This window comes from Binatus sp. (SeqCode) (assembly GCF_050013435.1).
Classification (GTDB): Bacteria; Desulfobacterota; Binatia; order Binatales; family Binataceae; genus Binatus.
This window is the reverse complement of sequence record NZ_JBEKFG010000061.1, coordinates 1-24,042: the sequence shown is the minus strand read 5'-3', so window position 1 is coordinate 24,042 and position 24,042 is coordinate 1. Positions and strand designations below refer to the sequence as shown.

At 61.7% G+C, this 24,042-nt stretch carries 19 protein-coding genes and 1 pseudogene; 5 read left to right on the top strand and 15 right to left on the bottom strand.

Annotated elements, in window-relative coordinates; all coding sequences use genetic code 11:
* Window positions 1-58: 58 nt before the first annotated feature.
* From ABSB13_RS12490 to rpsO, 3 genes are all read right to left on the bottom strand, one after another.
* Complete coding sequence (locus tag ABSB13_RS12490; protein WP_428108917.1) at window positions 59-1,321, bottom strand: M16 family metallopeptidase; 1,263 nt, start codon at window positions 1,319-1,321, stop codon at window positions 59-61.
* A 7-nt stretch (window positions 1,322-1,328) separates the two neighbouring features.
* A complete protein-coding gene (gene pnp, locus ABSB13_RS12485; protein ID WP_428108914.1) occupies window positions 1,329-3,422 on the bottom strand; it encodes a polyribonucleotide nucleotidyltransferase in 2,094 nt (697 codons plus the stop codon).
* Between the two features lie 156 nt (window positions 3,423-3,578).
* Window positions 3,579-3,848 carry a 30S ribosomal protein S15 gene (rpsO, locus tag ABSB13_RS12480; RefSeq protein ID WP_324094762.1) on the bottom strand — a complete coding sequence of 90 codons (270 nt, stop codon included), beginning with the start codon at window positions 3,846-3,848 and terminating at the stop codon, window positions 3,579-3,581.
* A 404-nt stretch (window positions 3,849-4,252) separates the two neighbouring features.
* Here rpsO and ABSB13_RS12475 point away from each other — a divergent pair, with 404 nt between their 5' ends.
* The gene (locus ABSB13_RS12475; RefSeq protein ID WP_428108912.1) at window positions 4,253-5,050 is read left to right on the top strand and encodes a hypothetical protein; all 798 of its coding nucleotides are present in this window, start codon (window positions 4,253-4,255) and stop codon (window positions 5,048-5,050) included.
* 114 nt (window positions 5,051-5,164) lie between these two features.
* Here ABSB13_RS12475 and truB read toward each other — a convergent pair whose 3' ends face one another.
* The 7 genes and pseudogenes from truB to rimP all read right to left on the bottom strand — a co-directional run bounded on the left by truB (window position 5,165) and on the right by rimP (window position 12,243).
* Complete coding sequence (truB, locus tag ABSB13_RS12470; protein WP_428108910.1) at window positions 5,165-6,058, bottom strand: tRNA pseudouridine(55) synthase TruB; 894 nt, start codon at window positions 6,056-6,058, stop codon at window positions 5,165-5,167.
* A gap of 212 nt (window positions 6,059-6,270) precedes the next feature.
* Window positions 6,271-6,621 (bottom strand): 30S ribosome-binding factor RbfA, encoded by a 351-nt coding sequence (gene rbfA / locus ABSB13_RS12465; RefSeq protein ID WP_428108907.1) that lies wholly within the window; start codon window positions 6,619-6,621, stop codon window positions 6,271-6,273.
* Between the two features lie 63 nt (window positions 6,622-6,684).
* Window positions 6,685-6,972, bottom strand: a complete 288-nt coding sequence (locus tag ABSB13_RS12460) for a DUF503 domain-containing protein (RefSeq protein WP_424672015.1) — start codon at window positions 6,970-6,972, stop codon at window positions 6,685-6,687.
* Window positions 6,973-7,099: 127 nt separating this feature from the next.
* Window positions 7,100-9,964, bottom strand: a pseudogene (gene infB, locus ABSB13_RS12455) (translation initiation factor IF-2); the annotation flags it as partial.
* Window positions 9,965-9,974: 10 nt separating this feature from the next.
* A complete protein-coding gene (locus tag ABSB13_RS12450) occupies window positions 9,975-10,283 on the bottom strand; it encodes a YlxR family protein (RefSeq protein WP_428108905.1) in 309 nt (102 codons plus the stop codon).
* Entirely contained in the window at window positions 10,267-11,676 is a 1,410-nt protein-coding gene (gene nusA, locus ABSB13_RS12445) for a transcription termination factor NusA (RefSeq protein WP_428108902.1), read from the bottom strand. The genes ABSB13_RS12450 and nusA overlap by 17 nt, the downstream gene beginning before the upstream one ends.
* Before the next feature lie 75 nt (window positions 11,677-11,751).
* The gene (rimP, locus tag ABSB13_RS12440) at window positions 11,752-12,243 is read right to left on the bottom strand and encodes a ribosome maturation factor RimP (RefSeq protein WP_428108900.1); all 492 of its coding nucleotides are present in this window, start codon (window positions 12,241-12,243) and stop codon (window positions 11,752-11,754) included.
* A 470-nt stretch (window positions 12,244-12,713) separates the two neighbouring features.
* Here rimP and ABSB13_RS12435 point away from each other — a divergent pair, with 470 nt between their 5' ends.
* A complete protein-coding gene (locus ABSB13_RS12435) occupies window positions 12,714-14,003 on the top strand; it encodes an MgtC/SapB family protein (protein ID WP_428108897.1) in 1,290 nt (429 codons plus the stop codon).
* A gap of 31 nt (window positions 14,004-14,034) precedes the next feature.
* A complete protein-coding gene (locus ABSB13_RS12430; protein WP_428108895.1) occupies window positions 14,035-14,307 on the top strand; it encodes a hypothetical protein in 273 nt (90 codons plus the stop codon).
* Window positions 14,308-14,374: 67 nt separating this feature from the next.
* On the opposite strand, the gene ABSB13_RS12425 is transcribed toward ABSB13_RS12430, so the two are convergent.
* Genes ABSB13_RS12425 through ABSB13_RS12415 form a run of 3 tightly spaced genes read right to left on the bottom strand, consistent with a single transcriptional unit; the run spans window position 14,375 to window position 17,540 of the window.
* A complete protein-coding gene (locus tag ABSB13_RS12425; RefSeq protein WP_428108892.1) occupies window positions 14,375-15,223 on the bottom strand; it encodes a transporter in 849 nt (282 codons plus the stop codon).
* Window positions 15,224-15,235: 12 nt separating this feature from the next.
* Window positions 15,236-16,375 carry a linear amide C-N hydrolase gene (locus ABSB13_RS12420; RefSeq protein ID WP_428108890.1) on the bottom strand — a complete coding sequence of 380 codons (1,140 nt, stop codon included), beginning with the start codon at window positions 16,373-16,375 and terminating at the stop codon, window positions 15,236-15,238.
* Window positions 16,376-16,403: 28 nt separating this feature from the next.
* A complete protein-coding gene (locus tag ABSB13_RS12415; RefSeq protein ID WP_428108887.1) occupies window positions 16,404-17,540 on the bottom strand; it encodes a linear amide C-N hydrolase in 1,137 nt (378 codons plus the stop codon).
* Between the two features lie 297 nt (window positions 17,541-17,837).
* On the opposite strand from ABSB13_RS12415, the gene ABSB13_RS12410 reads away from it, so the two are divergent.
* Window positions 17,838-18,932, top strand: a complete 1,095-nt coding sequence (locus ABSB13_RS12410; RefSeq protein ID WP_428108884.1) for a SphA family protein — start codon at window positions 17,838-17,840, stop codon at window positions 18,930-18,932.
* A gap of 129 nt (window positions 18,933-19,061) precedes the next feature.
* The gene (locus tag ABSB13_RS12405; protein WP_428108881.1) at window positions 19,062-19,922 is read left to right on the top strand and encodes a hypothetical protein; all 861 of its coding nucleotides are present in this window, start codon (window positions 19,062-19,064) and stop codon (window positions 19,920-19,922) included.
* A gap of 209 nt (window positions 19,923-20,131) precedes the next feature.
* Here the strand turns inward: ABSB13_RS12405 and acs are convergent, their stop codons facing one another.
* Window positions 20,132-22,090, bottom strand: coding sequence for an acetate--CoA ligase (gene acs / locus ABSB13_RS12400; RefSeq protein WP_428108879.1), 1,959 nt, complete (start codon window positions 22,088-22,090; stop codon window positions 20,132-20,134).
* A 31-nt stretch (window positions 22,091-22,121) separates the two neighbouring features.
* A complete protein-coding gene (locus ABSB13_RS12395; RefSeq protein ID WP_428108876.1) occupies window positions 22,122-23,576 on the bottom strand; it encodes a DUF3536 domain-containing protein in 1,455 nt (484 codons plus the stop codon).
* Window positions 23,577-24,042: the final 466 nt, after the last annotated feature.

Here is a 24,042-nt window from a genome sequence, read left to right as displayed (position 1 = left end):
CGCGTCGGCCTCGCCCTGTCAGGGCGAGGCAATGCAGGGCGGCCTCAACGCTTGCGAACTACGCCAGCGGGGCGAAGATGTCGCGGCCGATTTTGCGGCCCTTCAGATCGCCGAGCAGAACCATCGCGAGCTTGTCGGGCTGGAACCATGACGACGCCAGCTCGACGATGTTGTCGTTGGTGACGGCCTCGATCCCCGCCGACAATTCTTCGAGCGACACGTCGCGGCGGAAATAAATCTCGTTGCGCGCGAGCCGGTTCATCCTGCTGTCGGTGGATTCCATCCCGAGCAGCATGTTGCCCTGAAGCTGGCTCTTGGCGCGCGCCAGCTCGGCCGGCTCGAGGCCGTCGCGCTCGACTTTGCGAAGCTCGGCGACGGTGACTTCGAGAACTTCATCGACCCATTCCGGATTGGTGCCGGCATAAACGCCGAAGTAGCCCGAGTCGATGAACGACGAGATGAACGAGTAGATGCTGTAGACGCGGCCGCGCTTCTCGCGGACTTCCTGGAACAGCCGCGAGGACATCCCGCCGCCGAGCGCGGTGTTGAGCACGTAGGCGGCGTATCGGAGCTGATGCGATTGGCTGATGCCGGGGCCGCCGATGCAGATGTGCGCCTGCTCGAGTTTCTTTTCGCGGTTGAGCACCAGCGGCCGGTCGATCGGCGGCGAGAATTTCTCGACCTTGCCGTCACCGGCGACGCCGCCGAACAGTCCTGTGCATTTCGCGGTGAGGCGCTCGTGCTCGACCTGGCCGGCGGCGGCGATAAAAACGCGGCTGGAGCGGTAGCGCGCCGCCATGAACGAAGTCAGCTGCTCGCGGTCGATTTTATTTACGGTCTCGGCCGAGCCGAAAATCGGCAGCGCGAGCGGATGCCCCTTCCAGAAATTTTCGGTGAACAGGTCATGGATGAAGTCGTCGGGAGTATCCTCGGCCTGCGAGATTTCCTGCAACACGACCTGGCGCTCGCGCTCTATTTCGGCGGGATCGAAAACCGACTCGAGGAAAATGTCGGCGAGCACCTCGGTCGCCATCTCGAGGTCCTTGCCGAGCACCTTGGCGTAGTAGCAGGTGTACTCCTTGCCGGTGAAGGCGTTGAGCACGCCGCCGACGGCGTCGAAGGCCTCGGCGATTTGCGCGGCGGTGCGTTTCTTGGTGCCCTTGAAAAGCAGATGCTCGATGAAATGCGAGGTGCCGTTCTCGGCCGGCTCCTCGTAGCGCGAGCCGTTCTCGACCCAAATTCCAATCGACGACGAGACGACCTGCGGCATCGCCTCGGTCAAAATCCGCACGCCGTTGCCGATAACGCTCTTTTGAATCATTCGCCGGTTACTTGCCCTTGTCTGGTTCCTGCTCGGCCTCGCGCATCGAGAGCCGGATTTTGCCGCTGCGATCGACGTCGAGCACCTTCACGTTGATCTCGTCGCCCTCGTGCAGCACGTCCTCGACGCGGCGGATCCGCTCGTTGGAAATCTGCGAGATGTGGAGCAGGCCGTCGGTCCCCGGCATTATCTCGACGAAGGCGCCGAACTCGACGATCTTGCGGACCGTTCCGTGATAGATTTTGCCGATTTCGGGCTCGGCGGTGATCGCCTGAATCATGCTGATCGCTTTTTCCATCGCGACCCCGTCGGCCGACGCGATCAGCACCGTGCCGTCGTCCTCGATATCGATCTTGCAGCCGGTCTGCTCGACCAGTCCGCGGATGACCTTGCCGCCCGGGCCGATCACTTCGCGAATCTTGTCGGGCTTGATGTGCAGCGTGACGATTCGCGGCGCGTAGCTGGAAACGTCCTTGCGCGCCGTGGACAGCGCCTTTTCCATCACGCCGAGGATGAACAAGCGGGCGTCGCGCGCCTGATGGAGCGCCTGGCGCATGATGTCCTTGGAGACGCCGCCGGCCTTGTTGTCCATCTGGATCGCGGTGACGCCAGCCCTGGTGCCGGCGACCTTGAAGTCCATGTCGCCGAGATGGTCCTCGTCGCCGAGGATGTCGGTGAGGACGCGGACCTTGTCGCCCTCCTTGACCAGGCCCATCGCGATGCCCGCGACCGCGGACTTGGTGGGCACGCCCGCGTCCATCAACGCCAGGCTGCCGCCGCATACCGTCGCCATCGAGGAGCTGCCGTTGGACTCGAGCACGTCCGAGACCACGCGAATCGTGTACGGAAAGTCGCCTTCATCGGGAAGTATCGGCGAGAGCGCGCGTTCGGCGAGCGCGCCGTGGCCGATTTCGCGCCGTGACGGAGCGCGCAGAAACTTCACCTCGCCGGTCGAAAATGGCGGGAAGTTGTAATGCAGCATGAACTTCTTGAAACGCTCGCCGAGCAGCGCGTCGATCTTCTGCTCATCGGAGGACGTGCCGAGCGTGACGGTCGCGAGCGCCTGGGTCTCGCCGCGGGTGAACACGGCGGAGCCGTGGGTGCGTGGGAGGACCTGCACGTCGGCGCTTACATCGCGGATGTCGGTGGACTTGCGATCGTCGATTCGCTTGTCGTCGTCGAGGATCGCCATCCGAACCCGGGTGCGCACGAGATGGTCGCAAGCGTCGATGATTTCCTTGGCGCGGTCGGGAAACTTCTCGCCGAGCTCGGCCACGACCTTGTCGCTGACCGCGTACAGCGCCGCGGCGCGCTCCTTCTTGCCCTTGGTGGCGAGCGCCTTCTCGATTCCGTCACCGATGCTTTTTTCGACGGCGTTCAGCAGCGCAGCGTCGCGTTCCTTGACGGCGAATGCGCGCTTGGGCTTGCCCGCGCGGCGGCGCAGCTCTTCCTGCATCGCAAAAATCGGCTGCATCGCCTCATGCGCCGCGAACAGCGCTTCGAGGATCGCCTCTTCGTCAACGATCTGCGCACCGCCCTCGAGCATCATGATCGACTCGGGGTTGGCCGCGACGACCATCGAGAGGTCGCTGCCCTCGAGCTCCGTGTGGGTGGGACTGACGACGATTTTGCCGTCCACCCGGCCCATCCGGACCGACGCAACCGGGCCTTTGTGCGGGATGTCGGAGACCAGGAGCGCAGCCGAGGCCGCGATCAGCGAGAGCATGTCGGGATCGTTGTCACGATCGGCGGAGAGCACGGTCACGATGATTTGGGTTTCGCAATCGTAGCCCTTGGGGAACAGCGGGCGCATCGAGCGGTCGATCAAGCGCGAGGTCAGAGTCTCCTTTTCGGAGGCGCGCCCTTCCCTTTTGAAAAAACCGCCGGGAATTTTGCCGGCGGCGAAGGTCTTCTCGACGTAGTCCACCGTGAGCGGCAGAAAGTCCATGTTGGGCCGCGCTTCATACTGCGAGACCGCGGTCGCGAGCACGACGGTGTCGCCGTAGGTCGCGAGCACGCTGCCGTGCGCCTGGCGGGCCAGGCGGCCGGTTTCGAGCGAGAGCTTGCGCCCCGCAAAATCAATTTCGAGTTTATGGTACATGAATGACACCTGAGGGAGGACTAAGGCCGAGCGACGATTGCGGTTTTTTCACTGCCCGCGAGGCGCCACAGGGGACGCGCCCTGGGACACTGCCGGGTGGCAGGCCAAGGCCCGCGCGCCCGAATGTTGCGGGCGGCGCGGCATAATATGTGCGGCCTATCTCCGGATACCCAGCTTTTCGATCAGCCCTTTGTAGCGCGAAAAGTCGCGCGAATGCAGGTAATCAAGCAGCCGACGACGCTTGCCGACCAGTCGCAACAGTCCACGGCGCGTGTGGTGGTCCTTCTTGTGCGCCGCGAGGTGCTCGGTCAACTGGTCGATCCGGGCCGAGAGTAGCGCCACCTGAACTTCAGGCGAGCCACTGTCATTGGTGGTTCGAGCGTTGGCTTGTATGACTTCCCGCTTACGGGCCGATGGAAGAGGCATTCGGAGTTCTTACTTTCCCTTTTTCCTTTAGCTTTAGCCGACCAAGTTAACAGAGCGGGTCGGCAGAGTAAAGGTGGGTGCAGGGGTGACCGCAGGGCTGAGCCCTGCACCCACCTTTAAGGCCGCGCTCCGTTGTCGCGCGCGGCCTCGTAATACTGGCCAGCCGTGCCAACGGCCAGGGGTGACCCCTGCACCCGATGTTGAGAAGATCGGGGCACCGCCGCGGCATGCGGGCTTCCTGTCAGCTAAGCGCGAAATGTCGCGGCCAACGTTCTTGCCCTACGGTGCGGCGTTAGGCTATTAGCATCGCTGTCGGAGCGTATAAGAACCGAAATCCCGGTTACATGGAAAGTTTCGCCTGGCCGCACGCCTATAATCAAGGGAAGAAACGCAAGGAGAGGGCAATGACAAAGAGGTTATTTTGTTCGATCGTGATTGCGGCAGCGTTGACTCTCGGCGCTGCGCGACCGGGCGCAGCCCAGTCGATCGCTCCGGATGCGGTGTCCGCGCAGCGCAACTCTGGAATTTCCGGCACGGCGCCGGCGGACCTCTCCGGGGTGGAGCCCGCAACCAAGAAGCTGAAGCCGATTTGCAAGCCGTGCTTGTATTACAGCGGCGATTTTGATCCCAGCAACCCGGACGCCAACGGGCTTATCAACGAGAACGCGAGCTCAGATTCAATTTTAGCCCAGGTCTACTCGGCTTTCACGGTTCCCTCAGGACGCGCATGGCATGTGAAAGGCGCGTTCATTAACACCCTTTCAACTGTCGCCGTGCTGGATCCGGCCATGACTCAATGGAGCATCTGGGCGGATGTCGGCAGCGGCAAGCCAGGAGAGATGCTCTTTTCCGGCGCCAGTGATGGCACCATCGCTGCTACCGGTCGCACCGCATTCACTTTTACCGAATACACGGTCTCGGTGAAGTTCAAGACAACGGTCGTGCTCAACCCCGGTACCTACTGGCTCAATGTAACGCCCCAATGCGCGAATCCCAGCGACAGCACCTGCTCGTCGGCGGTATTTTACGAGTCCGACGTTGAGGGCAGCTCGCCCCCCAATCATGTCGGACCCGCAAACGTGGTTGACGATTCGTTTTTGAACTCGAGCTTTTATTCTTATAACTACGCGCCCGCCCAAGTTGATCCTTGCACTGACATTGGCTGCGATGCGTTCTCGTTTGGGCTGATAGGGACAGAGTAACTTACCGACTGACTATAGCCCCTCCGGTCGCCTTGCGAGATCGGTCGCGATTAGACCGCTGCTTGTCGGCCGGAGGGTATCCGACGTGTCTGATGGCTGCGCGTCACTGCGGGATCAGGTTTCGAGATTGAAGATCCGCTCGACTATCGCCGTCACCCGCGAGGTCGCCCGCGCTACTGCGATCAGTTCCCCGCTCTCCGATACCACCTTGAACAGTGGTCCCCCCGATGGAACCAGCGAGTCGAGCGCGCGCGAATCGCCGTTGCGCAGGCGTTTCTCGGCGGCAGGATCGACAACCAGCTCCGGGATATTCACAAGCGCGTCGCGAAGCGAAATCAAGCGGGGCGGCGGCGCGCCGGAATCGAGGGCCTCGAGGACGTCGGCGAGCGCCATCGCGCCGGCAATCGAAAAAGCGCCGTTGCGCGTGCGGCGGAGTTCCTCGAGATGCGCGACGGTCCCGAGCGCCACGCCGATATCGCGCGCCAGCGAGCGCGCATAAGTGCCCGGCGAGCAGGTCGCGACGAATCGAATCGCATCGTGCGCCTCGCATTTGAGATCGAGACGCTTGATCTCGACGCTGCGTTTTTCCGGCGGTGCAACCTCGTCGCCGCGGCGCGCGAGCCGGTAGAGCGGCACGCCGGCGCGTTTGATCGCGGAGAACACGGGAGGAACCTGCTCGATCGCGCCGCTGAACTGCGCGGTGACCTGCGCGAGATTTTCAGCCGCGATGGCGGGCACGTCGGCGCGGCGAACGACGGCGCCGTCGCGATCGAGCGTGTCGGTCTCGACGCCCAGCCGAATCAGCCCGGTGTATTCCTTGTCGCCGCCGTCGATGAACGGCGCAAGCTTGGTCGCTTCTCCGATCATGATCGGCAGCAGGCCGGTGGCGAAAGGATCGAGCGTGCCCAGATGTCCCACGCGGGCCGGCTTAACGCGCGATTTGACGCGGCGCACCACCTCGGCCGACGAGATTCCGGCGGGTTTATCTACCAGCACAATTGCATTCATGGGGAGATCTGTGAGCTTATCCGCTCGCGGGGCGCTGAACAAATCACCGCGCAAGATCTCTGTCTCCCCCGATTGAGAGCAAAAGGTCGTCCGCGAAATTTTGCGCTTAACAGACGGGAAGTCCTAATACTAAGGTGCAGGGGTTACCCCTGCCCAGTGAAGTGTGAAACCCACGGTGGGTTTCACATTCAATTGTGGCCGTGCGAACGCGATCAATCTTTGGGCGCGGATTGCTTGAGCAGCGCGTCGATGCGGGCGGCGCGCTCGAGGGCGGGGTCGAATTCGAAATCCAGCTCGGGCGTGTATCTAAGCCCGAGCGACTTGCCTATTTCGCGGCGGATGAAGCCGCTGGCGCTCTTGAAGCCGGCGATTGCGGCGGGCGCGCGCACCGAACCTTCGAGGTGCGAGAAATAGACGCGGCCGTGGCGCAAGTCGTCGTCCATCTTGACGCCGGTGAGCGTGATGCCGCGCAGGCGCGGGTCGCGGAGATCGCGGACCAGCAGGCCGGACAGTTCTCTCAAGATCGCCTCGGCGACGCGCTCCGGTCTTCGACCTTCAGGCAATGTTCTTTCTCCGCTATCAATCGAGCCGCGCCACCGACGCGGCTTCAATTTCCAGGTACCTATTCAGTAGTTGATAATTTCGAGCTGCTCTTCGCCGAGCGGGACCAAGCCCAGCGAATCAATAAAGTTCACGACCTCGCGCAGCGCCCCGTCCACGAACGCGCGATCGCTGCCGACCTGCGCGATGCCCAACTCGGCGCGCTGCCACATGTCGTGGCTGTCGGACTCGGCGATAGAGACGTTGAACTTGTTGCGCACGCGATCCTTGATCGCGCGCAGGACCTGTCGTTTGCCCTTGAGCGAATGATTCTCGGGCAGAAACAGGGTCAACCGCATGACGCCGATGACCATGATGATACGCCCCCTCCCCCAACGCGCAGGCCCGCACGCCCGCCGCGGCCAACGAACCCGCGGTCTAGGGCTGAAGCTGCTTTTCGACGGTGGCCTGACCGCGCACGGTCTCGGGCTTGGGCGCGGCGAGCTTGCGCAGAATCGCTTCCATCTCGAAAGCTTCGATGATGTCGTCGGGTTTCACGTCGTTGAAATTTTCGAGCGCGATACCGCATTCGTAGCCCTGCGCGACTTCGCGCACGTCGTCCTTGAAGCGCTTGAGGGTGGCGAGCTTGCCTTCCCATACCGGGCGGCCGTCGCGGACCAGCCGCGCGCGCGCGCTGCGCACAATCTTGCCGTCGACGACCATGCATCCCGCAACGGTGGCGCCGGGCACGCTGAAGATCTTGCGGACTTCGGCGCGGCCGAGCGCTTTTTCGCGGTAGGTCGGCGCGAGCAGACCTTCCATCGCCTCGCGCATATCGTTGATCGCTTCGTAGATGACGGTGTACAGGCGGATCTCGACGCCTTCTTTCTCGGCGAGGCTCGCGGCCTTCGCTTCGGGACGGATATTGAAGCCGATGATGACGGCTTTGGAAGCCGACGCGAGCGTAACGTCGGTCTCCGAAATCGCGCCCGCCGAGCCGTGGATTACCTCGAGCTTGACTTCGTCGGTGGACAGCCGCGCGAGCGCGTCGGCCAGCGCCTCGACCGAGCCCTGCACGTCGCCCTTGAGGATGACTTTGAGTTCCTTGACCTCACCCGCCGCCAGCCGCTGGCTCAAGTCTTCAAGCGAGATGCGGCTGGTCTTGGTGAGTTCGCCTTCGCGCTGCTTGGAGCGGCGATACTCGGCGACCTGGCGCGCCTTGGATTCCTCGGCCACCGCGGTGAACACGGTGCCGGGCTCGGGAACGCTGGAGAGGCCGAAAATCTCGACCGGAGTGGAGGGACCTGCCTCGGTAAGACGCTGGCCGAGATGATCCTGCATCGCGCGCACGCGGCCGTACGAGATGCCGCTGACGAAAGCATCGCCCTGATGCAGCGTGCCTTCCTGGATGAGCACGGTGGCGACCGGGCCGCGGCCGCGGTCGAGCTGCGACTCGATAATCGTGCCGCGTGCGGCGCGAACCGGATTGGCCTTCAGCTCCATCAGGTCGGCCTGCAGCAGGATCATTTCGAGCAGCTTGTCGATTCCCTCACCGGTGCGAGCCGAGACCGGCACGATGATGGTGTCGCCGCCGTAGTCTTCGGGCACCAGGCCCACCTGGGTCAGGCGCTGCTTGACGTTGTCGATATTGGCGTCGGGCAGATCGATCTTGTTGATCGCAACGATGATGGGGACGTTGGCGGCGCGAGCGTGGTTGATGGCCTCCTGCGTCTGCGGCATCACGCCTTCGTTGGCGGCGACCACCAGCACGACGATGTCGGTGACCTTGGCGCCGCGCGCACGCATCGCAGTGAACGCCTCATGGCCGGGAGTATCGACGAACGCGATCTTCCGTCCATTTGCCTCGACGGTGTAGGCGCCGATGTGCTGCGTGATTCCGCCGAACTCGCGCGCGGTCACGTTGGTGTGGCGAATCGCGTCGAGCAGCGAGGTCTTGCCGTGATCGACGTGGCCCATCACGGTGACGACCGGCGGGCGGGTGACGCTTTCGCCCACCACGGCTTCCTCGGGCGCCTCTTCGATGGCAGATTCGGCGTCGAAGGAAACGTTCTCGACGCTGTAGCCGAACTCGCCGGCCAGCAAGGTGGCGGTGTCAACGTCGAGCACCTGGTTAAGCGTCGCCATTTGGCCGAGTTCCATCAACTTCTTGATGAGGTCGCCGGCCTTGACGCCCATCGAGCGGCCGAGATCGCCGACGGTAACGCCCTCGGTGATTCGCACCACGCGTTTGGAGGCCTTGGGCGTGGTGATCTCGGTTTTTCGCTGTTCCTTGCCGGGCAGGGCGCGGCGCTTTTTCGGCACCCGCAGCCCGCGCATCTCGCGCTCGGCGGCGAGATCGGTACTGCCCTTCTTGACGACTTTCTTTTTCTTTATTCCGCGTCCGCCACCGGGCTTGGCCACTTGATCGGGCGGAAGTTGCGGCATCGCGTCAGCCGGTGGTTGCTGCTGTTGCGGAGCGAAGCGTCCTGTCAGTCCCGGCCGCGCACTCGGCGCGCCCGCTGCCGTACGCGAACCGGGCGACGCGGGGCGCGGGGGCGGCGCCTTGGGTCTGAGATCGATCTTGCCAAGGACCCTGGGTCCCTTCTGTCCGTCGTCGAGCGTCGGACCGGTCTGAGAGCCGCGAGTCAGATTGATCGAGCCACGCTCCCCAGATTCCGCCGGCCGCACACGATCGGTGCGATAACCGAAGCGTGACGAGGGCGCCGCCGGCAGTGCTTCGGGCGCGGCGGGCGCCGCCTCGGCAACGACGGCCGGATGCTCTGGCTCCGGGGCAATCTCAGGTTCGGGCTCAGGTTCCATTTTTTCAATATGAACGGCAGCCACGGGCGGATGCGCTTCGTAGTCGGCCTCGCCAATCTCCTCGATTTCAGGCTCCGGCCTGACCACGATCGGCTCGGGCGCGCGATGCGGCTCGGCGACTGCACCCTCCGCATGATGCCCCGCGTCAAACATGACCGGCGTCTCAGCCTCTGCGGCGTGTGAATCGGCGAGAAACGGCGCCTCGAACGAGTCGCCACGGCTCTCTTCGACTTCGAAATGGAAAGGCGTGTCGGCGCCACCGGCGGGCTGGCCGCCCTCGGCATGACGCCGGCGCATCACGGTGGCATTGAGGCGCTTTTCGAGAATTTTCCCGCTGCTCGTTTCGAGCACGGTTTCACGGCGCAGGATCGACGCGCGATGCGCCTGATCGTCGAGATCGGCCTTGAGCCGGTCGGCCTCTTCCGGTGACAGAAGACTGGACTCGGACTGCGTATGCCCAAGCTTCAGGCGAGTGCATCCGGCGAGCAAATCCTCGACCGGGAATCCCCATTCAGTAGCAAGAGTTTTGATCCGCTTTCGCGCCATCCTAGTTATACTATTCGACCTTTGAGTTTCTATCCAGTCGGAGTTTAATTGCCGCCGCTATCTGAAGCCGCTCGGGACGATCTATTTTCCGCCGGAGCGCGCGAAATTCCTTAACTTTCGAACTGACGAACCGCTCGGCGCATTCAAGCGTCGGATGCAGATAGCCGCCGCGCCCTGCGCGTCGCGCCTCGAAATCAACTTCGACGCGCCCATCGACGACTGCAATTCGCACCATCGCCGCCTTCGCATCCTGCGTCATGCATCCCACACACGTACGCCGGGGTCCGTGAATAAGTGCAAGATTACTTTTCTCCCGCATCTTCAGTGGCGGCCGGCGCGGATTCCACCGCGATCGTTTCGGCGGCCGCCTCCACGGGCTGCGCTTCGGTGGCTGCCAGCGCAGCTTCCGCCGCAAGGGCCGCAGCAGCCTCGGCCGCCTCGGCGGCAGCCGCGGCCTTCGCTTCGGCGGCGATCTTCTTGTTGGCGACGTGCTCGCGCGCCGCGTTGATTATCTGGGTGGCGCGCTCGGCGCTGATTCCCTCGACGTCGAACGCCGTCTCGTCGGCCTCCGCCAGTTGCTCAGCCGAGCGGAATCCCCACTGGTACAGCAATTCCGCGTTGATATCGCCGATGCCCGGGATTGCGTTGAGCGACGCGCGCGCCGAGCGAGCCTCTTCTTCGGCCTCCATCTCGCTGCGCACGTCGAGCTTCCATCCGGTGAGGCGATGCGCCAGGCGCACGTTCTGCCCGCGCTTGCCAATCGCCAGCGACAGTTGATCGTCGGGGACGATCACCTCCATCGCGTGCTCGTCCTCGTCGATGATGACCTTGGAGACCTTGGCCGGCGCCAGCGCGCGGCACACCAGCTCGGCCTGGTCGTCAGTCCACGGCACGATGTCGATCTTCTCGCCGCGCAGCTCCTGCACCACCGATTGCACGCGGGTGCCCTTCATTCCGACGCACGCGCCGACCGGATCGACGTCGGAATCCTTGGAATAGACGGCGACCTTGGCGCGTCCGCCGGGCTCGCGCGCGCTCTGGCGAATCTCGACGATGCCCTCGTAAATTTCCGGCACCTCCTGCTCGAACAGCTTCATCAGGAAGTCGTTCGAGGTGCGCGAGAGCACGATGGAAAGTCCCTTCTCCGACAGCTCGACGTCTAAAATCAGCGCGCGGATGCGGTCGCCCTGGCGATAGCGCTCGTGGGGGATCTGCTCCTTCTCGGGCAGGATCGCCTCGGTGCGGCCGAGATTGACGATCATGTTCTTGCGCTCGAAGCGCTGCACGATTCCAGAGACGACTTCCTGCTTGCGATCCTTGAACTCGTTGAAGATCTGTTTGCGCTCGGCGTCGCGAATATGCTGGATGAGATTTTGCTTGGCCGCCTGCGCCGCGATGCGGCCCATCGTGGCGGTATCGAGCTTGATCAAAATTTCGTCGCCGACTTCCGCCTCGGGATCGTACTTCGCGCGCGCCTCGGCGACGTCGGCTTCGGCAGCGGCGTTGGCCACTTTTTCGACGACCGTTTTGATTTCGAACAGCTCGATTTCGCCGAGTTCGGGGTTGAACCGCGATTCGATATTGCGGTCGGGGCCGAACGTGCGGCGCGCCGCCGAATGCATCATCTCCTCGACCGCGTTGATCACGATCGTTTTGTCGATGCCTTTTTCCTTGGAGACCTGCTCGATTACCCGGTTCAGATCGACCTGCATACCGCCTCCCCGGGGCGCGGACAGAGCTGCGCGCCAATAATTTTTGTTGCTCCCGATCGGCAGGAGCCTGTGCGTCTATTTGTCTTTGTCAAAATTGTACTCGTAATTCGCGCCCGACATCTCGTCGAAACCAATCGTCTGCCGCTTGCGGCTCGTCTCGTCGTCAAGCTCGATTCCACTTTGACCCACCGACACCAGCGTTCCCACGAACGACTTCTGCCCATCGCGCGCGCGATGGGTTCGCAGCTTAACCCGTTCACCCTTGACCGCCTCGAAATGCTCCAGCTTGCGCAGCGGGCGGTTGATTCCCGGCGACGCGACCTCCAGCGTGTAGCGGCCCTCGACCGGGTCATACACGTCGAGCAAATCGCCCAGCGTCGGGCTCAACTTCTCCAGATCGCTCAGGGCAATTCCGCCGCCCGGCTTGTCGACCAGCAGCCGCAGCAGCGAATTTCGCGTGCCCTTGCGAAAATCCACCGAAACCAGTTCATAACCCTGGCGTTCGATGTGCGGCTCGAGCAATTCGACCACCTTTTCCGCGGTCGGATGAAGCCTCAGGGCCGCCATCTGCTCTCACCTCTCGCTCGCTACGGCCGTCGGAGTCGGCTTTATGTGACGAAACCGAAAATCCTTTTTGCGACACCAACAAAAAAGTGGGCACACGCCCACTTCACGTGAGCAGGATACCACCGCGGCCCGCCGGTCAGCAAGGCAGGCCAAATAGAGGAACTTAATTGAATGTGAAACCCACCGTGGGTTTCACGCTTCCTTGGGCAGGGGCCAGCCCCTGCACCCGCGGTGAGAAGACGTGAAAATCTGCGCAACGCATCTTTTCGCGACTACGCGATGGCAGGGCTGAGCCCTGCACTCAGTATTAATGCCGCCCGCCGTTGGCGGGCGCGGCCCGCGCCAATGGCTTAATACTGCGCTGCCGTCGCCACGGCCAGGGATGGCGCGCGACAACGGAGCGCGGCCTTAACGTTGGGTGCAGGGGTCAGCCCTGCGGTGCAGGGGTCACCCATGCTATCCTGCCCTCGATGCCCGAGCTGACCGGCCCCAACTCACCCGCCTTGGGATTCCTGCTCGCGCTGGCGATCGGATTCCTGGTCGGCCGCACGCGGGAACCCGGACCCGACGGTCCGCCGCGTCCCGGGATGCGCGATTTCCTGATAATCGCGCTGCTCGGCGCGGTCGCGGGCCACGTCGGCAACGTGGCGATCGCGATCGCATTGTTCGCCGGCATGATCGGCACCCTGCTGGTGATGCGCGCGCAGCATCCGGAGCGCAGCGGAATCACCACTGAGCTCGCGGCAGTGGCGACCTTCGCCCTGGCTGACCTGTGCTTGACGTCGGACCGTCAGTTCGGCGCCGGGCTCGGAATCGTGCTCGCGGCGATTCTGGCGGAGCGCGATCAGCTTCGCCACTTTGTGCGCGATGCGATCTCCGACCGCGAGTACATCGATACGCTGAGTTTTCTCGGCCTGATTTTCATCATCTACCCGCTGCTGCCGGCCGGCAGCTATGGACCATTCGGGTTTTTCGAACCGCGCAAGATCTGGCTATTCGTAATCCTCGTATCCGGCGTCTCATATGTCGGCTATTTCCTGACCAAGTTTACCGGGAGCCAACGCGGCGAATTGCTCACTGCGATTGTTGGCGCTATCGCTTCGACGACCGCCTATACCGCCGGGATCTCGCGCGCAGTCGCCGACGCGCCGAAGTCAGCGGTGCCGGCAGCCCGATACTCGCTGATCGCCAATTCGATACTATTCCCGCGGATGCTGCTGCTGGTCGCGGTAGTCAGCCCGGCGCTCGCGATCGCGGCGAGCCCCGCTTTCGCTGCGATGATGCTCGCGGGTTTCGCCGCCGCCCTGATACTGGCCCCTGCGCCATTGAAAAAAGGTAACACGGTCGCGGATTCCACCTTCCGCAACCCGTTTTCGATCCGCCCCGCGCTCGAGTTCGGCGTGGGATTCACCGTCGTGCTGCTGGTTACCCGCGTCGCCAAACAGTACGTGGGATACAGCGGGCAGATGGTGGTTTCGGCTATCAGCGGACTGGTGGACGTCGATGCGATCTCGCTGACGCTGGCGTCTTTCGTTCAGGCAGGCACCAGCGCGGCGCGTGACGCGGTGATCGGTCTCACGCTGGCGGCCGGAGTCAACGCGATCTTCAAGTCGGCCGTCGCCGAGACCAGCCATCAGCCGGCCTTCTATCTGCGCCTGATGGCGGGATTCGTGATCATGTTCGCCGTCGGTGCGGCGGCAATAGTCATTATCGATCCGGCCCGTGTCACCGAACTAGTAAGTCATCTGCAGCCCAACTGACTATAGGCAGCCATCGAAAGGAGAACGCACGATGCATGAGATCAAGTCGTTCAGCGTCTGGCAAACCTCAAAGGTAGTCGCGGTATTGAAAGGGACCATGACCTGGATCGTCGGGGTATTTCTTGCTCTGGGGGCGCTCAGACACGGCCACCCTCTGAAAGCGATATTTTTCATCACTCTCTTTCCGATCGTGGTCGCCGCCGTTGGCTATGTCGTCGCTGCGTTGCTTTGTTGGATCTACAATCAGGTCGCCGCACGCTTCGGCGGTATCGCATTTGAACTAGCTCCCCGAAGCGAGCCTTGAAATTCTTCCTTGAATTGCCCCTCCCTGTACCGCGAGAGGTCGCTCAAAAGGGAGCAGGCGTTGAAAATTACTTTTTCAACGGCCCGTTAGGGAACAGAAAGGTCATCTGCGCGCGCATCATCCACTGCGTCGAGCCATCCGGATGCATTGGATAGTCGTATCCTCCGACTTGCAGGCTCATCGCCTGCTCTCCAATCTTGAATGCCTTGCCGATATCGACGCCAACTGGAATCGTCCAGGCGTTAGCTGTGTGGGCCGTCCAGTTGTAAGTCATGGTCGGATCCCACTGTCCATACCAGCCGCTGTCCAAGCTGTAGCTGACTTGCGGCTCGATATTGGTCTGGTTGACGCTTCCCCTGCCGCGATCGCCGGCAAACGACATGAGTTGGTAACTCAGGATTGCGGCGAACCACGGACCTTGCTCGTAAACCAGCGCCGCAGTTGGCCCAGCCGACCAGCGGCCGGTGCCCAATCGTTCACTGCTGGCGGTCGGAAACTGAAAGATCGGCCCGACACCCCAGATCCATGTCTGTGCCTTTGCCGGGGTCAGAAAGAAAGAGGTCTGCAGATCTTGTAATCCGAATTGCTCGTTCGGGCCGGGCGCGTAGGTCAGGTTCAAACTCGGTCGCGCGATGATATCCCAGTCGGCATTGAGCACGAACCGCTCGAGCGGCTCGATATTCAGGCTCGCTCCCACCCTGTCATGCGAGCCGACGCCGAACCCGGTCGTGAATTGAAATGGCACCTTGATGAATTCAGCAAACGGATTCAGAGTGTCCTTGGCGAGATCTTGTAGCGATTCGGCGCCTGCCGTCGTTGTCTGCGACGGCAAGGATTGCTGGGCGTGCCCCGACGATGCAAGCAACACGCCCAGTACGACGCTCAAGACTGCTGGAAGAGTCGCCTGCAAGCGCATCTGTCAGCCCAGCTAGGGGTTCAGCGATTTGATGACCTCCGGACCTGTCATGGAAAAGGTCGTGATGGTCTTGGCATCGAGAGGCATTTTCATCAGGTCCACCGAACGAATCTGGCTGTTCTCGTAAGTCCGGAAGTAGTATCGCTTCGCCTTCAAATCGGCGGCGCTGGTCCAAACCGTGTAGTCGGCGACGATGTTGCCGTGCTCGTCCTTCTTTCCCTGGCGGGACACGCCGTTGGGAATGTCGAAGTTGTTCATAATATGAAACCCCTCGAGCACCGCCTCTTCGCCGGTCTTGGCCGGCAGCGCCGACGCGCTGAAAGCCACGGCTCGGACAAACCGCGACGGCGGGGTGAAGTCGCCCGGCATCCCCAGCATCCCGGTGCCTTGGCCAAGGCCGGTCAGCGTGATTCCACCGACTTTCACCGGCGGAATATTCACTAATGAGAAGTTTACGTAATTGCGCAGATTGGTCATGTGCCAATCGAAAGATGGCGAGTTGGTCAACACCCCCAGCACGTCGTCATAGACATGAAGTTTTCCTTCCGCATATTCGATCGCGAGGCTCTTGCCCGAGGCGTCATTCACCACGTAGTGAAGCGGGGGCACAAAGTCCATCTGCTTGACCACCACCGCCGGGACTACGATGCGTCCGATGCCTTGTTTGACTTCTTCGACCGTCGCGAAATTTTCCAAAATCCAGGAACCGACCTCCCAGGGCGCGACGGTCTTGGAGGCCTCGGCGGCGTGGTACTTCATGTAGCCGACGCTCCCGGGAAAATAGAGCAGGCCAATAGCCAATCCCTTCTCATTGACGCCATCGACCAAAAACGGGTTATCGCCACCGTTGTTGACGCCGACCGACGCATACTTGCTGGTCCATTTCAGCCCATTCTCGCCCTCCGGTGTGGTACCGGTTCGCGCATAGCCGCGCGGGACCACGAGCACGCTGGAATCCATAACGATAGCGAACTCCATCGTGCGCGCGTACACGACGGTCCCGTCGTCGGCTCTGAGTCTGATGCTGGTGCAGGCAGGCGCCGGCTTCGCGAAAAAGAGCGAGCATACAAGGACGGCGAGATATATCGCTCTGGACGTGCGGGGGAACTCGCGGGGCGCGGGTGTTTTAACGCCGATGCCGGTAATTTTCATTGGTTCATCCTTTCTTCTGTCAGTCCACCTAGGGGTTAAGTGATTTGATGACCTCCGGCCCTTTCATGGAAAAGGTCGTGATGCTGTTGGCATCGAGAGGCATTTTCATCAGGTCCACCGAACGAATCTGGCTGTTCTCGTGAGTCCGGAAGTAGTATCGCCTCGCCTTCAAATCGGAGGCACTCGTCCACATGGTGCGGTCGGCGATGACGTTACCGTGCGCGTCCTTTTGTTCCTCGCGGGCCACGCCTTCGGGAATGTCGAAATTGTTCAAAATGTGAAACGCCTGGAGCACCGCCTCTTCGCCGGTCTTGGAAGGCAGAATCGATGTGTTGTAAGCGACCGCCCGGACAAACCGCGACGGCGGAGTGAAGTCGCCCGGCATCCCGAGCATCCCTGTGCCTTGGCCAAGTCCGGTCAGCGTGATGCCGTCGACTTTCACCGGCGGAACATTCACCACTGAGAAGTTTACGTAATTGCGCAGATTGGTCATGTGCCAGTCGAAGGATGGCGAATTGGTCAACACCCCCAGCACGTCGTCGTAGACATGGAGTTTTCCTTCGATGTATTCGATCACGATGCTCTTGCCCGAGGCGTCATGCACCACGAAGTGGACCGGTATGACCATGCCCCACTTTTTGAACACGACCTCCGCGACCGCGATCCTTCCAATGTTCTGTTTGACTTCTTCGACCGTCGCGAAATTCTCCAAAATCCACGAAGCAAGCTCCCAGGGCGCGATGGTCCTGGAAGCCTCGGCAGCATTGTACTTCATGTAGCCGGCGGTCGTGGGAAAATAGAACAGGCCAGCGGCCAAGCCCTTCTCATTGACGCCATCGACCAAAAGCGGCAGCCCGAGACTGTTGGCTCCGAGCGAGGCATACTTGGAGGTCCATTTCAGCCCATTCTCGCCATCCGGTGTGGTACCGGTTCGCGCATAGCCGCGCGGCACCATGATCACATCGGAGTCAGGATCGACGTTGAACTCAAGTGTGCGTGCGTAAACGACGGTCCCGTCCTCAGCTCTGAGCCTGATGCCGGTGCAGGCTGGCGCCACCTTCGCGAAGAAGAGCGAACACGCGAGGATAGCGAGATAAATCACTCTGGAAGCGCAGGGGAACTCGCGAGGCGCTGGTTCCTTGACGCCGATGCCGGTAATTTTCATTGATTCGCCCTTTCTGCGGTTGCTTGGTTCAGTCAGCCTGCGCTGATTTTGAAGATCCCCTTACGGCACGATTCGGCGTCGGGCAAGAAGAACGCCCTTTCTGGATTCGGCCCAGACGCGAATCTGTAAACAATGCGCCAGCACGTCCGCCCTGACAACTCTCTGACTGCCTTCTTTTGACGTCCCGGTCATCCGGGGAACATATTTGACAAGCGTCCCTAATGTTGTTGCCGGACCGACATTAGAAGAGTATGTTCCGCACGTCAACGCGAATCTGAACGCGAATCTGGGGGAATCGTGAATATTCCTGCGGCAGGAAAAAACAAATTGATGCGATTCAGACCGGTGCTCGTAGCTTCAGGCTGCCTGGCACTTTTGATTCTTTTCGCGAAGCCGGCGCACGCCCAGCACGGTGACTGGCTGATGGGAACCGACGGCTTGCTCAGTGCGCAGCAGGCGCCGGAAGGCATTTTCTATTCAAACGTCTGGTCGTACTATCACGCCTCAAGCAGCGATTTCCTAACAGTCAAGTCACCGCCGTCAGGACCGTTCCGGACCGGGGGTAAGATCGCGACCGCGAGTATGGGGACTTCCAAGCTTAATGTCAGCGGCAGTCTCGACGAATTCGTTGACCAGAACATTATCGGCTGGACCTCGCCATATAAGGTCCTGGGCGCGAACTATGGATTGTTTATCGATGTGCCGTTTGCCATTGCCGATGCCAGTGGTACTGCGAGCCTGGAACCCAACCTGAGTCCGCCCGGGAGCTCGCCATCGCAACAAGTTTCCGCCGGGGTAACCAAGGGCAGCATCGGCGATATTTACGTGGAGCCGGTAGATTTCGGCTGGCACTTTCGCCAGCTGGACGCCGTCGTCTCCTCGGGCTTCTTCGCGCCTTCAGGACCGTACAACTCGAAAGCGGCGGTCAGCATTGGCTATGGCCACTGGACGGGCGCCTTTGGCCTTGGAGGTATCGCCTACGCCGACGCCGCTCGAACCTGGTCGCTCTCCATTTATGCACACTACCTGCTGTACGCTTCGCAAATGGGCAGACCCTATACGCTCGGCGATGTCGTCCCGCTCGAGTGGGGTGCGGGAAAGACCCTCAACTTGAACAGCAAAATTTTCCAGCAGCTTACCGTGGGCGCGGTAGGCTATGCCCAGTGGCAGACAACGAACAACCAGATAAATATCGCTATCCAAAACCAAACCGCTGCCGCAGCGATCAAGACGCTGGAGGATACGCGCGCACAGGTCTATTCGGCAGGACCTTCAATCAATCTACTGACCAAGTACGGGCTCTTCTCGCTGCGCTACTATGAAGAGTTCGACGCGCGTGCTACCCCGTCGGGCCGGCAATTGATGTTCAGCGTCGCCCTTGCTTTCGGTTAGGGCGATGAATCCCGCTCTCGATAGGATGCTGAAAAGATAGCAGCCAAAGAGAAACCCATGATCTTTCAGCAAGCAAATCGAATGATGCGAATCGTGTGCAAATACTCGAGCGGCAAAAGGATGGCCAGAATGAAGCTTGGATATGTGCAGTTGCTTTTTTGTCTCGCGCTCGTGTTGACGGTCGTGTCCCCCGCGGCGGCGGACACGGCGGATAACGAATCGCTCACCGAGGTTAACAAACAACTGTCTAACCCGATTTCGAGCATCTGGGCGCTGCAATTCCAGCAAAACACTTACTGGCTCAACAAGCCTGATCGCAACGTCGTGAACCTGCAGTTTCAGCCGGTGCTGCCCCTGGCGTTGACCGATGACTGGAACCTGATCACCCGGCCGGTATTCCAGGTGATGAACTCCACGCCCTATGTGAACGAGAGCCTCCATCTCCATCGCGTCACCGGTTTTGGCGACACAATAGTCGGGTCGGTGCTATCGCCCAGCCCGAAGCTTGCCGGCCCCTGGCTGCTGGGCGCAGGTCCCACTTTTATTCTCCCTACCGCGAGCAACTCGAGGCTCGGGCAGAACAAATGGCAGCTAGGACCAGCCGGCGTATTCGGGTACCTGGGTGATAAGTGGCTGGCGGGAGTATTTCCGCAACAGTGGTTCTCGGTCGGCGGCAATGGCTCGCAAACTGTGAGCCAAATGAACCTTCAATACTTCTTTGCCTATCTGCCGGGCGATGGTTGGGGCATAGGCACAGCGCCGAACATGCTTGTCAATTGGTACGCGAGCAACGGCAACAAGGTAACGTTCCCGATTGGCCTGTCGGTTAGCAAGGTAATCAAAATCGGTCCGCTCCCCGTGAAACTTGCGGTTCAACCTCAGTACATGCCGGTTCATCCTGACGTCTTCGGCCAGAAATGGGACCTCCAGTTCTCGATCACGCCTGTCATCCCCAGGCTGGTTGCGGGAAATCTTCTCGAAGGTTGGTAAATCGGTTTCCTCGCCCTGGCTGTCAGACCGCGTGGCTCTCCGCCCGCATCTGCGCTTAACACTGGTGCAGGAGTCACCCCTGCCACGGGTCACTCCTGCCATCGCGTAGTCGCGAAAAGACGCGCCGCGCGGATTTTTCGATTCGTTACCGGGTGCAGGGCTCAGCCCTGCCGCGGAAGGGTGAAACCCGCGCAGGGTTTCACATTCAATCACTCCTCGTTATCGCGCAGCCTGGCGAGCACCGACAAATCCTCGAGCGTCGTCGTATCGCCAAGCGTCTCATCGCCCGACGCGATTTGCCGCAGCAGGCGCCGCATGATCTTGCCGCTGCGCGTCTTGGGCAGCGCCTCGGTGAAGCGGATGTCGTCGGGACGGGCCAGCGCGCCGATTTCCTTGACCACGTGCGCACGCAATTCGTCGCGCAACTTGCTATCGCCCTTGCGCCCGCCCTCGAGCGTGACGAATGCGACCACGGCCTGCCCCTTCATCTCGTCGGGGCGCCCGACGCACGCGGCCTCGGCAACCGCCGCATGCGAGACCAGCGCGCTTTCGATCTCCATCGTGCCGAGCCGATGGCCCGACACGTTAATCACGTCGTCCACGCGGCCCATGATCCATAGGTAGCCGTCCTGATCGCGTCGGGCGCCGTCGCCGGTGAAATAGGCGCCGTCGATCTGAACAAAGTAATTGTTCTTGTAGCGCTCGGGGTCGCGGTAGATCGTTCGCAGCATCCCGGGCCACGGCTTGCGCACGATCAGCAGGCCGCCCTGGTTGGCGCCGACGCTCTTGCCCTCACGCGTGACGACGTCGGCTGCGATGCCGGGCAATGGCAACGTCGCGGAGCCGGGCTTGGCGGCGATCGCGCCGGGCATGGGGCTTATCATGATGCCGCCGGTCTCGGTCTGCCACCACGTATCGACGATCGGGCATCGCTCGCCGCCGATAACTTTGCGGTACCACATCCAGGCTTCGGGATTGATCGGCTCGCCGACCGAACCGAGCAATCTCAGGCTCGACAGGTCATGCTTTTTCACCCACGCGTCGCCCCATTTGATGAACGTCCGTATCGCAGTGGGCGCGGTATAGAAGATGCTGACGTGGTACTTCGCGATTATCTGCCAGAAGCGATCGTTGTCGGGAAAGTTCGGCGCGCCTTCGTACATCACGACCGTCGCACCCGCCGCCAGCGGCCCGTACACGGTGTAACTGTGGCCTGTCACCCATCCGATATCCGCAGTGCACCAGTAGATGTCGTCCTCCTTCAAGTCGAACACCCACTTCATCGTCATCAGCACGTGCGTCAGGTATCCGCCGATCGTATGCACGACGCCCTTGGGCTTGCCAGTCGTGCCGCTGGTGTAAAGCGTGTAGAGCGGATGCTCGGAGTCGAGCGCGGCGGCCTCGCATCGCGGGCTTTGCGCGGGAACCAGCTCGTCCCACCACAGGTCGCGCCCTTTGCGCATCTCGACTTTGTTGCCGACCCGCTTGAGCACGACGACTTTCCGGATCGATGGACACTTTTTCAGCGCCTCATCGACATTGCTCTTGAGCTCGACGATTTGCCCGCGGCGCCATCCGCCGTCCGCGGTGATACAGACCTTCGCTTCCGCGTCGTTGATCCGATCGGCCAGCGCTTCGGACGAGAAGCCGCCGAAGACCACCGAGTGAATCGCACCGATTCGCGCGCACGCCAGCATCGCGATCGCCGCCTCCGGCACCAGCGGCATGTAGATCGCGACGCGGTCGCCATCCTTGACGCCGATGCTCTTCAACGCATTGGCGCACCTGGCCACTTCGTCGGCGAGCATCTGGTAGGTCAGCACGCGCGAGTCGCCCGGCTCGCCCTCCCAAATCAGCGCGGCTTTGTTGCGGCGCGGACCGTCGAGATGGCGATCGAGGCAATTGTAGGCGGCGTTGATCGTGCCGCCGACAAACCACTTCGCATGCGGAAAATTCCACTCGAGCGTTTTGCCGAACGGATGGAACCAGGCAAGGTTGCGCGCGCATTCGGCCCAGAATGCCTCCGGGTCGGCGTCAGCGCGCTTGCAGATCGCATGGTACTCGTCGAGGCTTTTGACCCATGCGCGCGCACTGAACTCGGCGGGGGGCGGAAACTTGCGCGATTCGGTCAGCGTCGAATCGATATGAGTCGCTTCGGTCGAAGGCATCGCACGAGCCCCTGTCGATTAAGCTTGGAGGTCAAACGCGACCGCGAGCTTCGCGCGTTTTCAAGCTTAAGTACAGGGTCGCGGCGTCGCCGTTCTCGCGCCGGTTCGAATTGATTCCGCGCAGCCGCTCGAGCAGTTCATTTTCGATGCTCGCCGAATGCTCCGCCGCGAGTTCGACCGCACGCGCCGCCCAGGTGAGTACGACGCGCCCCTCCAGGCCTCCGAAATCATCGAAGAACCACCCGCAACTCGTCAGCGCCGCCTGGCCCGCGCGAACCATCTCGAACATCCGCAGCAGCGCTGCGCGATTACCTTCGTCGGCAACCTTGAAGCGCTTGAAAAACTCTTCGTGGACGGCGGGATTCGGATCGATCAGCAAACGGATTGCGCCGCGCAGGATCGCGCCGGGCTCTTTCACAATCGCCGGGGCGAAGCGGTCGTAAGTCGCCTCGGTATGGTTTTTCACGAAATCCATCGCGGCGCGAAACGGCCCCCGCCATTCCTGCGAGGTGTTCGGATCGTGACGGCATCCGCAGTTCGAGCGCCATCGTTCGACGCCGTGCGGACAACTCCATGAACTGGCTGACGCAATCTCGAACGATCCCGCCGCCGGATGCGTCGCCAGGTAGTCCGCGCAACTGGTAAGAATCACGTCGTCGCGGCGCTCCAGCGCCATCAGGGCGCGCGCCAGCTCGGCGGCGCCGTGTTTGTTATGATGCCCAAACGTTTCGCCGTCGGTCGCCAGCATCAGCACGGTGCCGGGCTCCAGCTTGAGCGCGGTATCGGCAATCCAGTCCGCCAGCCGGGCGCCGTCGGCCAATCCGTTGCCGAAGGAGACGGTCGTGGATAACTCACGGTCGAAGCGGAACACTGCCAGGCTCAAATCGCCCCGGCGCCATTGGAACGGCCCGGCATTGCGCGACTCGGCGCGCGGGCCGCTGAACTTTCCTTGATCCGACGCGACGATGACGAACTCGATCCCGGCCGCCGCGATCGACGCAAGCGTGTCGTCGTCGGCGGCGCACTCGGGGATCCACATCCCGGCCGGCTTGCGGCCGAATCGGAACACGAAATCGTCGATACCCCACGCGATCTGCAGCTCGCGATCGCGCGGCGGCAACAGCGGCAGTATCGAATGACTGTACGACTGTGCGATCGCGTTGCCATGGCCGCCGTGCGCATTGGCATACAACGCATCGCCGCGAATTATTGCGCGATAGGCGGCCTTGCCGTGCCTCTGCAGCCATGCTGCCAGCGTCGGCCCGACATCGAAGCTGAGAGACTCGTAATTGTTGCGAACGTGAACGACTGGCCCCTGCATCGTGTGGGCATGAGCGTTGGCCGTGTAACATTCGCTCAGAATTCGCTCGTTCCAGTTCGGAAACGGGGCAGCGCCATGCTCAGGTGGGATTAAACCCGTCCACGGGCTCTCGCGCGGCGGCTGATAAAAATGGCCGTGAACTATGATGTACCTGGGTTCACCCATCAGGACTATGTTGCGCCTCCAAGCCGCCCTGCGAAAGCCCACCCGCCCGCCAGAGCAAAACTTATCCGTCTTCTTTGCCGGATTCTGCTTAGCTTATCAAGCGAAACAGCGCACTTGCGCGCTAACTATCCACAATCCTTGAACAATTCCATCCACAGGCAGGCCCCATCCCCTTGGCCGTGGCGACGGCAGCGCAGGATTAAGTTGTTGGCAGGGGCCGCGCCCGCCAACGGCGGGCGGCCTTAATACCGGGTGCAGGGGTCACCCCTGCCCGTCGCCAAGGCCAAGCCTCAGCCCTGCACCCACGGCGGGTGTCGCATGCGTTCAGGCTCCCCCTGCGCTTACGCGCAGGCGGCGCGGAAGCTGCCGCGAATCGCGGGCTCGCCCTTTTGATTGAGCACGATCAAGTCGCCCTCGATCTGCTTCTCGCCGTCCTTCTCGAGCTTGTTGGTGACTTTGCCCGTGC